The 16606-nt window shown below is 62.6% G+C and carries 17 protein-coding genes and 1 tRNA gene; 5 read left to right on the top strand and 13 right to left on the bottom strand.

Annotated elements, in window-relative coordinates; all coding sequences use genetic code 11:
- Window positions 1–7 precede the first annotated feature (7 nt).
- From iscU to trmJ, 5 genes are all read right to left on the bottom strand, one after another.
- A complete protein-coding gene (iscU, locus tag QYS36_RS12270; RefSeq protein WP_002552476.1) occupies window positions 8–394 on the bottom strand; it encodes a Fe-S cluster assembly scaffold IscU in 387 nt (128 codons plus the stop codon).
- 42 nt (window positions 395–436) lie between these two features.
- The gene (locus QYS36_RS12265) at window positions 437–1651 is read right to left on the bottom strand and encodes an IscS subfamily cysteine desulfurase (RefSeq protein ID WP_308839734.1); all 1215 of its coding nucleotides are present in this window, start codon (window positions 1649–1651) and stop codon (window positions 437–439) included.
- Between the two features lie 46 nt (window positions 1652–1697).
- Window positions 1698–2195 (bottom strand): Fe-S cluster assembly transcriptional regulator IscR, encoded by a 498-nt coding sequence (gene iscR / locus QYS36_RS12260; protein ID WP_308839733.1) that lies wholly within the window; start codon window positions 2193–2195, stop codon window positions 1698–1700.
- A 151-nt stretch (window positions 2196–2346) separates the two neighbouring features.
- Window positions 2347–3126, bottom strand: coding sequence for a serine O-acetyltransferase (cysE, locus tag QYS36_RS12255; protein ID WP_308839732.1), 780 nt, complete (start codon window positions 3124–3126; stop codon window positions 2347–2349).
- Window positions 3119–3895 (bottom strand): tRNA (cytosine(32)/uridine(32)-2'-O)-methyltransferase TrmJ, encoded by a 777-nt coding sequence (gene trmJ, locus QYS36_RS12250; protein WP_308839731.1) that lies wholly within the window; start codon window positions 3893–3895, stop codon window positions 3119–3121. The genes cysE and trmJ overlap by 8 nt, the downstream gene beginning before the upstream one ends.
- 143 nt (window positions 3896–4038) lie before the next feature.
- Here trmJ and suhB point away from each other — a divergent pair, with 143 nt between their 5' ends.
- Window positions 4039–4854: an inositol-phosphate phosphatase gene (gene suhB / locus QYS36_RS12245; protein WP_013792395.1), complete on the top strand. Its 816-nt coding sequence runs from the start codon at window positions 4039–4041 to the stop codon at window positions 4852–4854.
- Window positions 4855–5076: 222 nt separating this feature from the next.
- Here suhB and QYS36_RS12240 read toward each other — a convergent pair whose 3' ends face one another.
- The 6 genes from QYS36_RS12240 to queA all read right to left on the bottom strand — a co-directional run bounded on the left by QYS36_RS12240 (window position 5077) and on the right by queA (window position 11326).
- On the bottom strand, window positions 5077–5619 hold the full coding sequence (locus QYS36_RS12240; protein WP_308839730.1) for a glycine zipper 2TM domain-containing protein: 543 nt from the start codon (window positions 5617–5619) through the stop codon (window positions 5077–5079).
- A 127-nt stretch (window positions 5620–5746) separates the two neighbouring features.
- Complete coding sequence (secF, locus tag QYS36_RS12235; protein ID WP_308839729.1) at window positions 5747–6664, bottom strand: protein translocase subunit SecF; 918 nt, start codon at window positions 6662–6664, stop codon at window positions 5747–5749.
- Window positions 6665–6673: 9 nt separating this feature from the next.
- Complete coding sequence (gene secD, locus QYS36_RS12230) at window positions 6674–8542, bottom strand: protein translocase subunit SecD (RefSeq protein ID WP_308839728.1); 1869 nt, start codon at window positions 8540–8542, stop codon at window positions 6674–6676.
- Window positions 8543–8771: 229 nt separating this feature from the next.
- Window positions 8772–9107: a preprotein translocase subunit YajC gene (yajC, locus tag QYS36_RS12225; RefSeq protein ID WP_308839727.1), complete on the bottom strand. Its 336-nt coding sequence runs from the start codon at window positions 9105–9107 to the stop codon at window positions 8772–8774.
- A gap of 39 nt (window positions 9108–9146) precedes the next feature.
- Entirely contained in the window at window positions 9147–10262 is a 1116-nt protein-coding gene (gene tgt, locus QYS36_RS12220; RefSeq protein ID WP_308839778.1) for a tRNA guanosine(34) transglycosylase Tgt, read from the bottom strand.
- Window positions 10263–10276: 14 nt separating this feature from the next.
- Entirely contained in the window at window positions 10277–11326 is a 1050-nt protein-coding gene (queA, locus tag QYS36_RS12215) for a tRNA preQ1(34) S-adenosylmethionine ribosyltransferase-isomerase QueA (RefSeq protein WP_308839726.1), read from the bottom strand.
- Window positions 11327–11440: 114 nt separating this feature from the next.
- Here queA and QYS36_RS12210 point away from each other — a divergent pair.
- From QYS36_RS12210 to QYS36_RS12200, 3 genes are all read left to right on the top strand, one after another.
- Window positions 11441–11525 (top strand) — tRNA-Leu (locus QYS36_RS12210).
- A 343-nt stretch (window positions 11526–11868) separates the two neighbouring features.
- On the top strand, window positions 11869–12081 hold the full coding sequence (locus tag QYS36_RS12205; protein ID WP_003284681.1) for a cold-shock protein: 213 nt from the start codon (window positions 11869–11871) through the stop codon (window positions 12079–12081).
- 98 nt (window positions 12082–12179) lie between these two features.
- On the top strand, window positions 12180–12674 hold the full coding sequence (locus QYS36_RS12200) for an RDD family protein (protein ID WP_308839725.1): 495 nt from the start codon (window positions 12180–12182) through the stop codon (window positions 12672–12674).
- A gap of 73 nt (window positions 12675–12747) precedes the next feature.
- Here the strand turns inward: QYS36_RS12200 and lptG are convergent, their stop codons facing one another.
- Window positions 12748–13809 carry an LPS export ABC transporter permease LptG gene (gene lptG, locus QYS36_RS12195; RefSeq protein ID WP_308839724.1) on the bottom strand — a complete coding sequence of 354 codons (1062 nt, stop codon included), beginning with the start codon at window positions 13807–13809 and terminating at the stop codon, window positions 12748–12750.
- Window positions 13802–14914 (bottom strand): LPS export ABC transporter permease LptF, encoded by a 1113-nt coding sequence (gene lptF / locus QYS36_RS12190; protein WP_308839723.1) that lies wholly within the window; start codon window positions 14912–14914, stop codon window positions 13802–13804. The genes lptG and lptF overlap by 8 nt, the downstream gene beginning before the upstream one ends.
- Before the next feature lie 145 nt (window positions 14915–15059).
- On the opposite strand from lptF, the gene QYS36_RS12185 reads away from it, so the two are divergent.
- A complete protein-coding gene (locus QYS36_RS12185; protein ID WP_308839722.1) occupies window positions 15060–16550 on the top strand; it encodes a leucyl aminopeptidase in 1491 nt (496 codons plus the stop codon).
- Window positions 16551–16606 lie beyond the last annotated feature (56 nt).

Raw genomic sequence — 16606 nt, 5'->3', positions numbered from 1 at the left:
AACCTCCTTAGAGCAAACCTTTCTTCTGCTTGTAGTCGCGCACGGCCGCCTTGATGGCGTCCTCGGCGAGGACCGAGCAGTGGATCTTCACCGGCGGCAACGCCAGTTCTTCGGCGAGCTGGGTGTTCTTGATGGTTTCCGCCTCATCCAGCGTCTTGCCCTTCATCCACTCGGTGGCCAGGGAGCTGGAGGCAATGGCGGAACCGCAGCCGTAGGTCTTGAACTTGGCATCTTCGATGACGCCCTGCTCGTTGACCTTGATCTGCAGGCGCATCACGTCGCCGCAGGCCGGCGCACCGACCATGCCGGTGCCGACGTCCGGGTCTTCCGCGTTCATCTTGCCGACGTTGCGCGGGTTCTCGTAGTGGTCGATGACCTTTTCACTGTAAGCCATGTTATCAATCCTCTCTCATCAGGGGCCGCTCACCGGCAGCTTTTAGTGTGCTGCCCATTCCACCTTGGAAATGTCGACACCTTCTTTGAACATATCCCAGAGCGGCGACAATTCGCGCAGCTTGGTAACGGCCTCGCAGACCTTCTGCGCGGCGTAGTCGACTTCTTCTTCGGTGGTGAAGCGGCCGAAGGTGAAGCGAATCGAGCTGTGTGCCAGTTCGTCGTTGCGGCCCAGGGCACGCAGCACGTAGGAAGGCTCCAGGGACGCCGAGGTACAGGCCGAACCGGACGACACCGCCAGGTCCTTGAGGGCCATGATCAGCGACTCGCCTTCAACGTAGTTGAAGCTCAGGTTCAGGTTGTGCGGAACGCGGGCCGTCATGCTGCCGTTGATGTACAGCTCTTCCAGGCCGTCGACCTGTTTGAAGAAGCGGTCGCGCAGCGCCAGTACCTTGGCGTTTTCGGCGGCCATTTCTTCCTTGGCGATACGGAAGGCTTCACCCATGCCGACGCACTGGTGGGTCGCCAGGGTGCCGGAGCGCATGCCCCGTTCGTGACCACCACCGTGGGTCTGGGCTTCCAGGCGAATACGCGGCTTGCGGCGAACGTACAGGGCACCAACGCCTTTCGGGCCGTAGGTCTTGTGCGCCGAGAAGGCCATCAGGTCGACCTTGAGCTTTTGCAGGTCGATCTCGACCTTGCCGGTCGACTGGGCCGCGTCGACGTGGAAGAACACGCCACGAGCACGCAACAGTTCGCCGATCGCGGCGATGTCGTTGACGGTACCGATCTCGTTGTTGACGTGCATGATCGACACCAGCGTGGTGTCCTCACGCAGCGCCGCCTCGACCATGGCCGGGGTGATCAGGCCATCTTCGCCAGGCTCGATGTAGGTGACTTCGAAGCCCTCACGCTCGAGCTGACGCATGGTGTCGAGCACCGCCTTGTGCTCGATCTTCGAGGTGATCAGGTGCTTGCCCTTGCTGGCGTAGAAGGTGGCGACGCCCTTGATGGCAAGGTTGTCGGACTCGGTAGCCCCGGAGGTCCAGACGATTTCGCGCGGGTCGGCGTTGACCAGCTCGGCAACCTGGCGACGGGCGTTTTCGACCGCTTCCTCGGCCTTCCAGCCGAACACGTGGGAACGCGAAGCCGGGTTGCCGAAGTTGCCTTCGTTGGTCAGGCATTCGATCATTTTCTGCGCAACGCGCGGGTCGACCGGCGTTGTCGCGGAGTAATCCAGGTAGATTGGCAATTTCATTTTTTCGGTATCTCCTAATCAGGTATCAGGCCGGCGCCTTGCGTGCTCAATCGACGGTGGACGCTTCAATCTTATCCAGAAGGTGCGCCCTGCCGTTGCTGGCGCAGCGACGTTGATCCTGACGCTGGGCGACTTCCTGCACTTCACGGCGCGTGACCAGGTCGGCCAGGCTGATGCCGCTGAGAAACTCGTGAATCTGCTGGCTCAGGTCGCACCACAGGTGGTGGGTCAGGCAGATATCGCCGGAATGGCAACCGCCCTGCCCCTGGCAACGCGTGGCATCGACGGATTCGTTGACCGCGTCGATCACCTCGGCGACCTGGATGCCCTGCATGTTGCGCGACAGCTGATAACCACCACCCGGGCCGCGCACGCTGGACACCAGGCTGCCACGACGAAGCTTGGCGAACAGCTGCTCGAGATAGGAAAGGGAAATACCCTGACGCTCGGAGATATCGGCGAGGGATACCGGCCCATTCTGGGCATGCAGCGCCAGATCGAGCATGGCGGTCACGGCGTATCGGCCTTTGGTAGTCAGTCGCATGAAGGGTTACCAAGGATTCACAATGTGAGGCGATTATCCTCTTATCCGAGTATTTGAGTCAACTATAAGACCAACTAAAATACTCGGACTTTAGACACCCCTCCCCACGCCAAGCGGCGGCGGATCATAGCAAAGCCCGCCCCACCCCGCATCACACCGCCGGCTTGTCGCCCGACTCCTTGCAGACGCCGGCGAAATCCTCGTCACGCAGTTGCGGCATATCCTTGGCGCAGTAGTCACTGCCCAGCTCCCCCAGTGCACCGCAGATGCCCTCCAGGCGGCTGTCGACCGCATGCAGGTGATCGAGCAACTGGCCGATCGCACGGGCCACGGGGTCGGGCATGTCCTGGCTGACGCCGTAGGCATCGAAACCGAGCTTGTCGGCCATGGCCTGGCGTTGCGCCTCGATCCCGTCACCACCCTTGACGATGATCTTGGCGGGAATACCCACCGCGGTCGCACCGGCTGGCACCGCCTTGGTGACCACCGCATTGGAGCCGATCTTGGCACCGGCACCCACCGTGAACGGACCGAGCACCTTGGCGCCGGCACCCACCACCACGCCATCTTCCAGCGTCGGGTGGCGCTTGCCCTTGTTCCAGCTGGTACCACCCAGGGTCACGCCCTGGTAAAGCGTCACGTCATCGCCGATTTCGGCGGTTTCGCCGATGACGATACCCATGCCGTGATCGATGAAAAAGCGCCGGCCAATGACCGCCCCCGGGTGGATCTCGATACCGGTCAGCCAGCGGCTGAAGTTCGACACGCCCCGTGCCAGCCACTTCCAACCGGAGCCCCACAGCGCGTGCGCCGCACGATGCAGCCAGACTGCATGCAGCCCGGGGTAGCAGGTGACCACCTCGAAGGCATTGCGCGCCGCCGGATCACGATGAAAAACACCCTGGATATCTTCCCGCATGCGCTCAAACATCAGTCTTTCCCCGTTTGTGGTGCTCACCGCGCGCCGCCTTGAGGGTTTCGGTCAAGATGCCGCGCAAGATATTCATTTCCAGCCGGGTCACCTCGCTGCGCCCGTACAGGCGACGCAGGCGACTCATCAGATGCCGCGGGCTGGCGGGATCGAGAAAGCCGATTTCCACCAACGACTTTTCCAGATGCCCGTAAAAGGACTCCATTTCGTCCGCCGTCACCGGCTGATCACCCTCATCGGCGAGCCCTTCCTCACGCACCGGCGCCGGCACAACCTCGCGCGCCAAGGCCGCCATACGCACTTCGTAGGTCAGCACCTGCACGGCAGCCGCCAGGTTCAGCGAGCTGAATGCCGGATCGGAGGGAATATGCACGTGAAAATGACAGCGCTGCAGCTCTTCGTTGGTCAGGCCGGCGTGCTCACGCCCGAACACCAGCGCCACCTCGCCGCCTTCGACGGCCTTCTGCACCGCCGCCACGCCACACTCGCGCGGATCGATCAACGGCCAGGGAATGCGCCGCTCGCGAGCACTGGTGCCAAAGGCCAGGCTGCAGCCGACCAGCGCCTCTTCGAGGCAGGACACCACCTGGGCGCAATCGAGGATATCGCTAGCGCCGGAGGCCCGGGCCACCGCTTCGTCACTGGGAAACTGCCGCGGCTCGACCAGCACCAGGCGCGACAGCCCCATGTTTTTCATGGCCCTGGCCACCCCGCCGATATTGCCGGGATGACTGGTATTGACCAGTACCACTCGAATGTTCTGCAGCAAGGTAGAGGCCCGCGTCGGATAAATGAGGTGACAAATCTTACAGAAGCCCCCTTCTTTGTGCCACGCAGGCAACGGCCGGCACTTACCGCCCGAATCTTTTCTGCTAGAATGGCCGGCTTTATTACGACCCCAGGTGAACCTCCATGCAGCCCATGCTGAATATCGCCCTGCGCGCCGCCCGCAGCGCCGGTGAAATGATCTTCCGCTCCATCGAACGCCTGGATGTCATCTCGGTGGATGAAAAGGATGCCAAGGACTACGTGACCGAGATCGACCGCTCGGCCGAGCTGATGATCGTCCAAGCCCTGCGCAAGGCGTACCCGACCCACAGCTTCCTCGGCGAGGAAGGCGGCCTGCTCGAAGGCAGCGGTGAAGGCGCCGACTACCAGTGGATCATCGACCCGCTCGACGGCACCACCAACTTCGTGCGCGGCGTTCCGCATTTCGCCGTCAGCCTGGCCTGCAAATACCGCGGCCGCCTGGAGCACGCGGTGATCATCGATCCGGTTCGCCAGGAAGAATTCACCGCCAGCCGCGGCCGTGGCGCCGCCCTGAACGGTCGCCGCCTGCGCGTCAGCAACCGCAAGAGCCTGGACGGCGCCCTGCTCGGCACCGGCTTTCCGTTCCGCAACGACCAGCTCGACAACCTCGAGAACTACCTGGGCATGTTCCGCAGCCTGGTCGGCCAGACCGCCGGCGTGCGCCGCGCTGGCGCTGCCAGCCTGGACCTGGCCTACGTGGCAGCGGGCCGCTTCGATGCGTTCTGGGAATTCGGCCTGTCCGAGTGGGACATGGCAGCCGGCGCCCTGCTGATCCAGGAAGCGGGCGGCCTGGTCAGCGACTTCAGCGGCGGCCATGAATTCCTCGAGAAAGGCCAGATCGTTGCCGGCAACACCAAGTGCTTCAAGGCGGTACTGACCGCGATTCAGCCGCACCTGTCGGCTTCGCTCAAGCGCTAAGAATCAGCGAAAGTCTGCTGCGCGTCGGCACTGCGGCGTTAAAAGCAGGCTCGGAATGCTCATGTACAAAAGTACACTCCGCTTCCTCGCCTGCTTTTGCCTTGCATTGCTCTAGCTCGCTAGACTTTAAAACTGACTCATAAAAAAACCGGCCCAGGGCCGGTTTTTTATTGCCCATGAAAAAGGCGCTCCGGGGAGCGCCTTTTTACATCCGCCAGACGATTACTCGTCAGCTTCGGAGCTGGCAACTACCACCTTGCCGTCACGAACCGGAAGCTTGCTGCCCGGCTCTTCGTCCATGCGCACGCGACCGACCTTGCCATCCAGATCGTATTTCACGTCATAGCCAACGATCTTCTCGCTGGTGTCGTGGACGGTCTTGCAGCGGGTTTCGGTGGTGGTGTAGGTATCACGCGTCTGCATGCCTTCCTGCACCTTGTTGCCGGCGTAACCGCCACCGACCGCACCGGCAACGGTGGCAATCTTCTTGCCGTTACCGCCGCCCACCTGGTTACCCAGCAGGCCACCGACCACGGCGCCGATCGCCGTACCGGCGATCTGGTGCTGGTCCTGCACCGGACGCTGACGCGTCACGGCCACATCCCGGCATTCTTCGCGCGGGGTCTTGATGGTTTCGGTTACCGGCTTGACCGCCAGAACCTCGGCGTACTTAGGCCCGCTCACCATACTGTAGGTCGCGACGGCACCACCGGCAGTGACACCGACAGCACCCAGCACAGCACCAACCAACAATGACTTGTTCATGCGATTCTCCTGATCACAACTGCGGCGCCTATATGCGCCCTACTCCCAGCCTTGGAAAGGCAAAACGGGCGACAAGTTCCCTTGCCGCCCGCCTTTAGTGCAGTGCAGATGATGACCGAGTCACGCTTTAGGGGCGGTCGTCGACACCCTCGGCATCAGCCGCCGGAGGAATCAGATCCTCGGAGGTCAGCTTCAGCCAGATCAGCACCGGCGCACTGATGTACACCGAGGAGTAGGTACCCACTACCACGCCGATCAACAGGGTCAGCGCGAAGCCGCCCAGGCTGTCGCCACCGAATACCAGCAGCGCGACCAGCGCCAGGGCAGTCGACAGCGAGGTGGCGATGGTACGCAGCAGGGTCTGGGTCACCGAGACATCGATGTTCTCGATGATGTCGGCCTTGCGCATCATCCGGAAGTTTTCGCGAATGCGGTCGTAGATGATGATGGTGTCGTTCAGCGAGTAGCCCACCATCGCCAGCACCGCTGCCAGCACGGTCAGGTCGAAGGGCACCTTGAAGAAGGCCAGGATGCCGAGCGTGACGATGATGTCGTGGGCCAGGGAGCCAACCGCGCCGACCCCGAACTTCCACTGAAAGCGAAAGGCCAGGTACAGCAGGATGCCGCCCAGTGCCAGCAGCATGGCCAGGCCGCCCTGGTCACGCAGCTCCTCACCCACCTGCGGGCCGACGAACTCGACACGCTTGACCTCGAACGAGGTGTCGTCGATCTTGCGCAGCGCAGTGGCCACTTCGTTGCCCAGGTCGGGCGAGTCGCCGGCCAGACGCACCAGCACGTCGGTGGTGGAGCCGAAGCTCTGCACCACGGCGTCGTTGTAACCGGCCTGACCGAGCTCACGCTTGATCAGCTCCAGATCGGCGGGCTGCTCGTAGGTCAGCTCGATCAGGGTGCCACCGGTGAAATCCAGGCCGAAATTGAGGCCATGCTTGAACAGGCTACCCAGGCCGATAAGGCTGATAACCACGGTGACGGCGAACGCGATGTTGCGTATCGCCATGAACGGAATGCGTGAAGGTAACTTCATGATTTCACCTTAGATCCACAATTTCTTGAAGTTACGGCCACCGAAGATCAGGTTGACCATGCCGCGGGTGAACATGATCGCCGTGAACATCGAGGTGATGATGCCCAGCGACAGCGTTACCGCAAAGCCCTTCACCGGACCGGTGCCCAGTGCGAAGAGGATTGCACCGACCAGCAAGGTGGTCAGGTTACTGTCGAGAATTGCCGAATAGGCGCGATCGAAACCTTCATGGATCGCCCGCTGAACCGACAGCCCCCTGGCCAGCTCTTCGCGAATCCGCGAGAAGATCAGCACGTTGGCGTCGACCGCCATACCCAGCGTCAGCACGATACCGGCGATGCCTGGCAAGGTGAGCGTCGCGCCGATCACCGACATCAGCCCGACCAGCAGGGTCAGATTGAACGCCAGGGCGATGGTGGCCAGGACGCCGAAGAAGCGGTAAATGGCAATGATGAACAGCGACACGAAGATCATCGCCCACTCGGTGGACTCGATGCCCTTGACGATGTTCTCGGCACCCAGGCTCGGGCCGATGGTGCGCTCTTCGGCGAAGTACATCGGCGCCGCCAGGCCACCGGCGCGCAGCAGCAGCGCCAGCTCCGAGGACTCACCCTGGCCGTTCAGGCCGGTGATGCGGAACTGGCTGCCCAGCGGCGACTGGATGGTCGCCAGGCTGATGATCTGCTTCTCTTCCCGGAAGGAGTCGACCTGCACTTCCTGCTCGACGCCGTCGACCATCTGCTTCACGTAGCGGGTCTGCGGACGCTGCTCGATGAAGATCACCGCCATGCTGCGCCCGACATTGCTGCGGGTGGCGCGGTTCATCAGGTCGCCGCCATGGCCATCCAGGCGGATGTTCACCTGCGGACGGCCGTTCTCGTCGAAACTGGCCTGGGCATCGGTCACCTGATCACCGGTGATGATCAGCTCACGCTCGAGCTCTACCGGCGGGCGACCTTCCTCGCGGAAGCCGAACTGCTCGGTGGTGCCGCGCGGCGCATTCGGGTCGGCGGCCAGACGGAACTCGAGGTTGGCGGTCTTGCCGAGGATACGCTTGGCTTCGGCCGTGTCCTGCACGCCCGGCAACTCGACCACGATGCGGTTGGCACCCTGGCGCTGCACCAGCGGCTCGGCGACGCCCAGCTCATTGACCCGGTTACGCACGGTGGTCAGGTTCTGGCGAATCGAATACTCGCGAATTTCCGCGATCTTGGCCGGCGTCAGGGTGACGCGCAGCACCTGCTGGCCACCACGCTCCTGGGTTTCGAGATTGAAATCCTTGTAGTCCTTGCGGATCAGCTCTTCGGCCTTGGCCAGGGTGTCGCCATCGGCGAAGCCCAGCTGGATCGCGCCACCTTGCTGCGGCATGCTGCGGTAACGCACACGCTCCTTGCGCAGCAGGCTCTTGAGTTCGCCCTCATAGACCTGGCGACGAACCTCGAGGGCCTTGTCCATGTCGACTTCGAGCAGGAAGTGCACGCCGCCGGAAAGGTCGAGGCCGAGCTTCATCGGGCTCGCACCGAGGCTGCGCAGCCAGTCGGGCGTGGTCTGGGCCAGGTTCAGGGCCACCACGTAGTTGTCGCCCAGGGTCTTGCGCACAACGTCCTTGGCCGGCAGCTGGTCGCCCTGGCTGAGCAGGCGGATCAGGCCACTGCGGCCGTTCTCGCCGACGTTCGACGCCTTGACCTCGATGCCCGCCTCGGTCAGCGCCTTGCTGATACGGTCGAGATCGGCTTGCGCGATGGTCTGCGCCGAACTGGCCCCGCTGATCTGGATCGCCGGATCATCGGGGTAAAGATTGGGTGCGGAATAAATCAGACTGACGATCAGCACAACTGCGATCAGCAGGTATTTCCACAAAGGGTATTTGTTGAGCATGAATGACGCCGCCCGCTTATGACGCGGGGCGCAATATGCGCCCCGCGGGATGGATAAAACTGGAACAGAGACTTAACAGACCATTGAAGAAGCTAGGCGAGGCAGCCAGCGCAGGGCCGCTGGCGGCCCCACAGAGGCAGGCGAGGAAGCGGACTTTACTGGCGTAAATGAGCATTCCGAGCCTGTATCTAACGCAGCGATGGCAACACAGGTAGCTTCTCAACCGTGATCAGATGGCTTTCAGCGTGCCCTTGGGCAGGGTTGCCGCAACGGCTGCTTTCTGGATCTTCAGTTCGACGGTGTCGGACACTTCGATGACCACGAAGTCGTCGCTGACCTTGGCAACCTTGCCGGCGATGCCACCGCTGGTCACCACTTCGTCACCCTTCTGCAGATTGCCGAGCAGGCTCTTGTGCTCCTTGGCGCGCTTGGCCTGGGGGCGCCAGATCATCAGGTAGAAGATGACCAGGAAGCCGATCAGGAAGATCCACTCGAAACCGGTACCGGCCGGGCCGGCAGCAGGGCCAGCGGCATCAGCGTAGGCAGCGGGAATAAAAAAGCTCATTTGACACTCCTGTTGAAAGATCTTTTAGCCATCGAAAAATCAATCCAGCGGCGGCGTTGGCAGGCCGCGCCGGGCGTAGAAGGCATCGACAAAGGCGGCCAATGTACCCTGTTGAATTGCCTCGCGCAAACCAGCCATGAGGCGCTGGTAATGGCGCAAGTTGTGGATTGTATTCAACATGCTGCCGAGCATTTCGCCGCACTTATCCAAATGGTGCAGATAGGCGCGCGAGAAGTGTTTGCAGGTGTAACAGTCGCAGGTCGGATCCAGCGGCGAGTCATCGTGACGGTGGAACGCGTTGCGGATTTTCAACACCCCGGTGTCGACGAACAGGTGGCCGTTGCGCGCGTTGCGGGTCGGCATCACGCAGTCGAACATGTCCACGCCACGGCGCACGCCCTCGACCAGGTCTTCGGGTTTGCCGACGCCCATCAGGTAACGCGGCTTGTCGCTCGGCATCTGCCCGGGCAGGTAGTCGAGCACCTTGATCATCTCTTCCTTGGGCTCGCCCACCGACAGGCCGCCGATGGCCAGGCCGTCGAACTCCAGCTCGCTCAGGCCTTCCAGCGAGCGCATGCGCAGTGCCTCGTGCATGCCGCCCTGGACGATGCCGAACAGCGCCGCGCTGCTGTCGCCATGGGCGATCTTGGAGCGCTTGGCCCAGCGCAGCGACAGCTCCATGGAGGTCTTGGCCACATCGAACTCGGCGGGGTACGGGGTGCACTCGTCGAAGATCATCACGATGTCCGAGCCCAGGTCACGCTGCACCTGCATGGACTCTTCCGGCCCCATGAACACCTTGGAGCCGTCGACCGGCGAGGCGAAGGTCACGCCCTCCTCCTTGATCTTGCGCATCGCTCCCAGGCTGAACACCTGGAAGCCGCCCGAATCGGTGAGGATCGGCCCCTGCCACTGCATGAAGTCGTGCAGGTCGCCATGCCGCTTGATGACCTCGGTACCCGGGCGCAGCCACAGGTGGAAGGTGTTGCCGAGAATGATCTGCGCACCGATGGCCTCGATATCGCGCGGCAACATGCCCTTGACCGTGCCATAGGTGCCCACCGGCATGAATGCCGGGGTTTCCACCACGCCACGGGGGAACGTCAGGCGGCCGCGGCGGGCCTTGCCGTCGGTGGCGAGCAGTTCGAAGGACATGCGGCAGCTGCGCGTCATACTGAAACCTCGGGCCCGCGCGGTGCGGGATTGCGGGTGATGAACATGGCATCACCGTAACTGAAGAAGCGATAGCCCTCGGCCACGGCCTGGGCATAGGCCGCCATGGTTTCGGGATAGCCGGCGAAGGCCGAGACCAGCATCAGCAGGGTCGACTCCGGCAGGTGGAAGTTGGTGACCAGCGCGTCGACCACATGGAACGGCCGGCCTGGATAGATGAAGATGTCGGTGTCGCCGGTGAACGGCTTCAGCTCGCCATCACGGGCAGCACTTTCCAGGGAGCGCACGCTGGTGGTGCCCACCGCCACCACCCGGCCGCCACGAGCGCGGCATGCCTGTACGGCATCGACCACTTCCTGGCTGACCTCGAGCCACTCGCTGTGCATGTGGTGATCTTCGATACGCTCGACGCGCACCGGCTGGAAGGTTCCGGCACCGACATGCAGGGTGACGAAGGCGCTCTCGACGCCCTTCTCGCGCAACGCGGCCAAGAGCTCGTCATCGAAATGCAGCCCTGCCGTGGGCGCCGCCACGGCACCAGCCTTCTGCGCGTACACAGTCTGGTAGCGCTCGCGGTCGGCGTCCTCGTCGGGCCTGTCTATATAAGGAGGCAGCGGCATGTGCCCGACGCGCTCGAGCAGCGGCAGCACCGCCTCCTCGAAGCGCAGCTCGAACAGCGCATCGTGACGCGCCAGCATCTGCGCCCGGGCGCCGCCATCGATATCGATCAGCGAGCCCGGCTTGGGCGACTTGCTCGAACGCACGTGCGCCAGCACGCGGTGCTCGTCGAGCACCCGCTCGATGAGAATCTCCAGCTTGCCGCCGGTGGCCTTCTGCCCGAACAGCCGTGCCGGGATCACCCGGGTGTTGTTGAACACCATCAGGTCGCCGGGGCGCAGGTATTCGAGCAGGTCGGCAAACTGCCGATGAGCGAGTGCACCGCTGGCGCCGTCGAGAATCAGCAATCGGCTGGCACGGCGCTCGGCAAGGGGGTGACGGGCGATCTGCTGGTCAGGCAGATCGAAATGAAAGTCGGCAACGCGCATGATCGAAAAAGGTGTCGTACTGCAGGGCGGAGCAGCTTACCGGAATTCGCTTACGCTGACCACGCAAGCGCATTGACCAATGGCATCTTGCTCCCTATACTGCGCCGCCATTGTGCCCCGGTGGCGGAACCGGTAGACGCGGCGGATTCAAAATCCGTTTTCGAAAGAAGTGGGAGTTCGAGTCTCCCCCGGGGCACCATATATCCTTCAACTGTTGCCAATTTGTGACAGTTCGCACTGAAACAGTGCCGTGCATCGCCTCGTTGCACATGCTTGAGCCATTATAAAAACCCATCTGCAATTCGGACAAAGCCTCGCGATGATTACGTGGGTTTATGCGTGTCCGAAGGGTTGGCATTTGCGTAACAGTTAGCGTAGAGTTCAGCCACTGTGTTTGCATGGGTCGCCGAGAATCGTGACCTGATGCAGTAGATCGCTCTAGATCCGCTACATCCCGTTCGACTTCCATCACTCCTTGCAACCAGTCTTCAGTCCTCTACACATGGAGGCTGTCATCAACTCTAGTTCCAAGGATAAGAGACATGTCGAATCGTCAGAACGGTACCGTCAAGTGGTTTAACGACGAGAAAGGTTTTGGTTTTATCACTCCAGAAAGCGGTCCGGATCTGTTCGTACATTTCCGCGCTATCGAAGGTAACGGCTTCAAGAGCCTGAAAGAAGGCCAGAAAGTTAGCTTCGTTGCTGTACAAGGTCAAAAAGGCATGCAGGCTGACCAGGTTCAAATCCAGGAATAAGCCGCTGCTTGAAAAAACCCCTGACTCAGGTCAGGGGTTTTTTTATGCCTGCAACTTAGTATCCGCGCTTTGACCGCGCTTATGCATGCGAACCCGATATGCCGAAACCCACACTACGCCCGCAAGGCGACTTTCCTCCGGCAGGCCTTGGCCGGCGCCTGGCCGCCATGCTCTACGACGGCTTTCTGTGCATCGCCCTGCTGATCGTCGTGGGCTTCATCTACAAGCTCATCCAGATGGCCATCTACGGTGAGGCACAGCTGCGCCAATGGGCAGACGCCGGCGCCCTGGATCACGACCCACTGCTCGCCAGCCTGCTGCTGCTCAGCCTGTTCGCGTTCTTCGCCAAGTTCTGGACCCATGGCGGCCAGACCCTGGGCATGCAGGTGTGGGGCATTCGGGTACAGAATGCCGACGGCACGGCGATCAGCCTGTGGCAGGCGCTGTTGCGCTTTCTGATCGCCATGCTGTCCTGGCTGGCGCTGGGCCTTGGCTATCTCTGGACGCTGGTCGACAAGCGCAAGCGCAGCTGGCACGACCTGTACTCGGATAGCGTCATCGTGCGCCTGCCCAAGCACGCGCACCGCAGGTGACCCGCGTCGGCAGCCTATTTGAAGTAGAGCGAAACCGCGCCCTTTCCCACTGACGGGAAAGGGCACAGTGGGATCAGCCGGCCCGGCGCAGCAGCCAGAGCCCGGCAATCGCGCAGATGCCCGCTGGAATCAGCACGGCCAGCAGTGGCGAGAAGCCGAACACCAGGCTCGACGGGCCCAGCAGATCCTGGGCGATGCGGAACACGAACCCCACCAGTACGCCGGTGAACACGCGCTGCCCCAGGGTGACCGAACGCAAGGGGCCGAAGATGAAGGAGATGGCCATCAGCACCAGCGCAGCGGTGACCAGCGGCTGCAGCACCTTGGTCCAGAACGCCAGCCAGTAGTTGCCGTTGTTCAGGCCCTGCTCTTTCAGGTAATGGATGTAACTCCACAAGCCGGTGATCGACAGCGCCTCAGGCTCCAGCACCACGGTGCCCAGCAATTGCGGGCTGAGTTCGATATCCCAGCGCTCGGTCGGCGCCTTGACAACTTCGGTGCGGCGATCATGGAACAGCGTGGTCGCCACATCCTCCAGCTGCCAATAGTTGCCTTCGTAGGTGGCGCGGCGCGCAAAGCTGGAGGACTCCAGGCGGCGCTCGTCATCGAAGCGATAGCGGGTCACCCCGAACAACACACCGCCCGGCTGCACGGTGTTGATGTGCACGAACTCCTGCCCCTGGCGGTGCCACATACCGCGCTTGGCGGTTTGCGCTTCGCCACCACCCTGGGCCATGGCACGGCTGGCCTGGGCCTGGTTTTCGGTCCAGGGCGCCACGTATTCACCGATCAAGATGCCCACCAGCATCAGCGCCAGCATGGGCTTCATCACGCCCCAGACGATGCGCCCGATGGACACCCCGGCAGCACGCATGATGGTCAGTTCGCTGTTGCTGGCCAGGGTACCCAGGCCGATCAGGCACCCCACCAGCGCCGCCATCGGCAGCATGTCGTAGATGCGTCGTGGCGCCGTCAGCAGTACGTACCAGAGCGCATCGCCGATCCCGTAGTTGCCTTCGATATCGCCCAGCTCGTCGATCAACGCGAACAACAGGGCCAGGCCGACGATGATGCCGAGCACAGCCAGGATGGCGAACAGCACCTGCACGCCGATGTAACGATCCAGCTTAACCACGAGCATTCTCCCGACGGCTTACCAACTTCAGACGCAGCGGCTCCCAGTAGAGCAGCGCCAGGCCAACCAGCAGGAACAACAGGTGCACGCTCCACAGCCCGACGTAAGGCGGGATCCGCCCCTTGTCCAGCGCGCTGCGGGCCGCCACCAGCAGGCCGAGGTAGGTCATGTACAGGAGAATCGCCGGCAGCAGCTTGAGGAAGCGCCCCTGACGCGGGTTGACCCGCGACAGCGGCACGGCCATCAGGGTGACGATGAACACCAGCAGCGGAATCGACAGACGCCACTGCAACTCGGACTGCAGGCGCGGATCGTCGCTGCCGATCAGTTGCGAGGTCGGAATCGCCTCGCGCTCGCTGATATCCGCGGCCACCGACGGCTTGGGCAGCAGGACGCCATAGGTGTCGTACTGGATCACCCGGTAGTCGGCCTGCCCCGGATTGCCGTCATAGCGGTAACCGTTTTCCAGGATCAGGTAGCGGCTGCCGTCGGGCTGCACCTCCTGGCGACCACTCTCGGCGACCAGCACGCTGATGCCGCGATCCTTGGCACCGTCACGGGAGACGCGCTTGTCGGAAATGAAGATGCCGCCCAGCTCGGTGCGATCTTCCGACAGGTCACGGGTATAGGTGACCCGCGTGCCGTTGCGCATCGACTGGAAGCGCCCGGGCACCAGGGTATCGAACTCGGTGAGGGCATCCTGCTGATTGAAGATCTTGGCCACCTGGGTGACGCCCTGGGGCGCCAGGCCCATGCTCAGCCAGGCCACCAGCAGCGCCACCACCGCGGCGGGTGCCAGGCTGTAGAGAAACAACCGCTGCTGGCTCATGCCGGTGGCCGACAGCACGGTCATCTCGCTGTCCAGGTACAGCCGCCCGTAGGCCAGCAAAAAGCCCAGGAACAGGCCAAGGGGCAGGATCAGCTGCAGGAAACCGGGCAGGCGAAAGCCCATGATCAGGAACAGCACGCTCGGATCGAGTATCCCCTGGGCCGCCTGGGCCAGGTACTTGATGAAGCGACCACTCATGATGATTACCAGCAGCACGGCACTCACCGCACTCAGGGTAACCAGAACCTCTCGGGACAAATATCGGAAGACGATCAAACAGACACTCCAGGGTTGTCAGGCTCAGGCGGCTGTGCTCAAACTAGCCGAACTGCATGCTGGCCCGCACTTTCAAGCGAACCGGCGGAAAAAATTGTCGTCCATTATCCTGCATTCGCGACTCGTTGTCTTGGGGACACCACGCATGGAATTTATCGTCAAAAACGCTCGCCCGGAAACACTGAAAACCGCCACCCTGGTCATTCCGGTCGCCGAGGGCGGCAAGCTCGGCGCTACCGCCAAGGCAGTGGACGCTGCCAGCGGCGGCGCCATCGCCGCCCTGCTCAAGCGTGGCGACCTGGCTGGCAAGGCTGGCCAGACCCTGCTGGCTCACGGCGTGGCGAACCTCAAGGCCGAGCGCGTGCTGCTGGTCGGCACCGGCAAGGACGCCGAACTGTCTGACCGCCAACTGCGCAAATTGATCGCTGCCGTTTATGCCGCCCTGAAAAATCTCGGTGGCAGCGACGCCCTGCTGGCCCTCCAGGATATTCAGGTGAAGGGCCGCGACGCCTACGCCAAGGCTCGCCTGGTAGTGGAAAGCCTGGCCGATGCCGGCTATCAGTTCGACCGTTTCAAGAGCCAGAAGGCCGAGCCGGGTGCGCTGAAGAAAATCACCCTGATCACCGACAAGGCCGACACCGCTGCCGTCGAGCGTGCCACTCGCGAGGCGCGCGCCATCGCCATCGGCATGGCGCTGACCAAAGACCTGGGCAACATGCCGCCAAACATCTGCCACCCCAGCTACCTGGCCGAACAGGCAAAAGAGCTGGCCAAGGCGCACAAGAACCTCAAGGTCGACATTCTCGACGAGAAGAAGCTGCAGGCACTGGGCGCCGGCGCCTTCCTGGCCGTGGCCCAAGGCAGCGACCAGCCGCCGCGAATGATCGTGATGCAATACAACGGCGGCAAGAAAGGCGACAAGCCCCACGCCCTGGTCGGTAAAGGCATCACCTTCGATACCGGCGGCATCAGCATCAAGCCGGCTGCCGGCATGGATGAGATGAAGTACGACATGGGCGGCGCCGCCAGCGTGTTAGGCACCCTGCGCGCGGTGCTCGAGCTGCAGTTACCGATCAACCTGGTGTGCCTGCTGGCCTGTGCCGAGAACATGCCCAGTGGCGGCGCGACGCGCCCCGGCGATATCGTCACCACCATGAGCGGGCAGACCGTGGAAATCCTCAACACCGACGCCGAAGGCCGCCTGGTGCTGTGCGATACCCTGACCTACGCCGAACGCTTCAAGCCGCAGTCGGTGATCGACATCGCCACCCTCACCGGCGCCTGCATCGTCGCCCTGGGCAGCAACGTGTCGGGCCTGATGGGCAACGACGATGATCTGGTCAACCAGCTGCTCGCCGCCGGCCGCCAGGCCGATGACCGTGCCTGGCAACTGCCGCTGTACGACGAATACCAGGAGCAGCTGGACAGCCCGTTCGCCGACATCGCCAATATCGGCGGGCCGAAAGCCGGCACCATCACTGCCGGCTGCTTCCTGTCGCGCTTCACCAAGGCCTACAAGTGGGCGCACCTGGATATCGCCGGCACCGCCTGGGTCAGCGGTGGCAAGGACAAGGGCGCCACCGGCCGCCCAGTGCCGTTGCTCACCCAGTACCTGCTCGACCGCGTGCAGGCCTGATCGCCCGTAACCCGAGGGTGGCCGTCCCTGGCCACCCTCGCTCGCCGATGACGCAA

The organism is Pseudomonas sp. G34, from assembly GCF_031119625.1.
Classification (GTDB): Bacteria; Pseudomonadota; Gammaproteobacteria; order Pseudomonadales; family Pseudomonadaceae; genus Aquipseudomonas.
The sequence above is the reverse complement of the archived record's forward strand: the minus strand, read 5'-3'. Positions and strand labels throughout refer to the sequence as shown.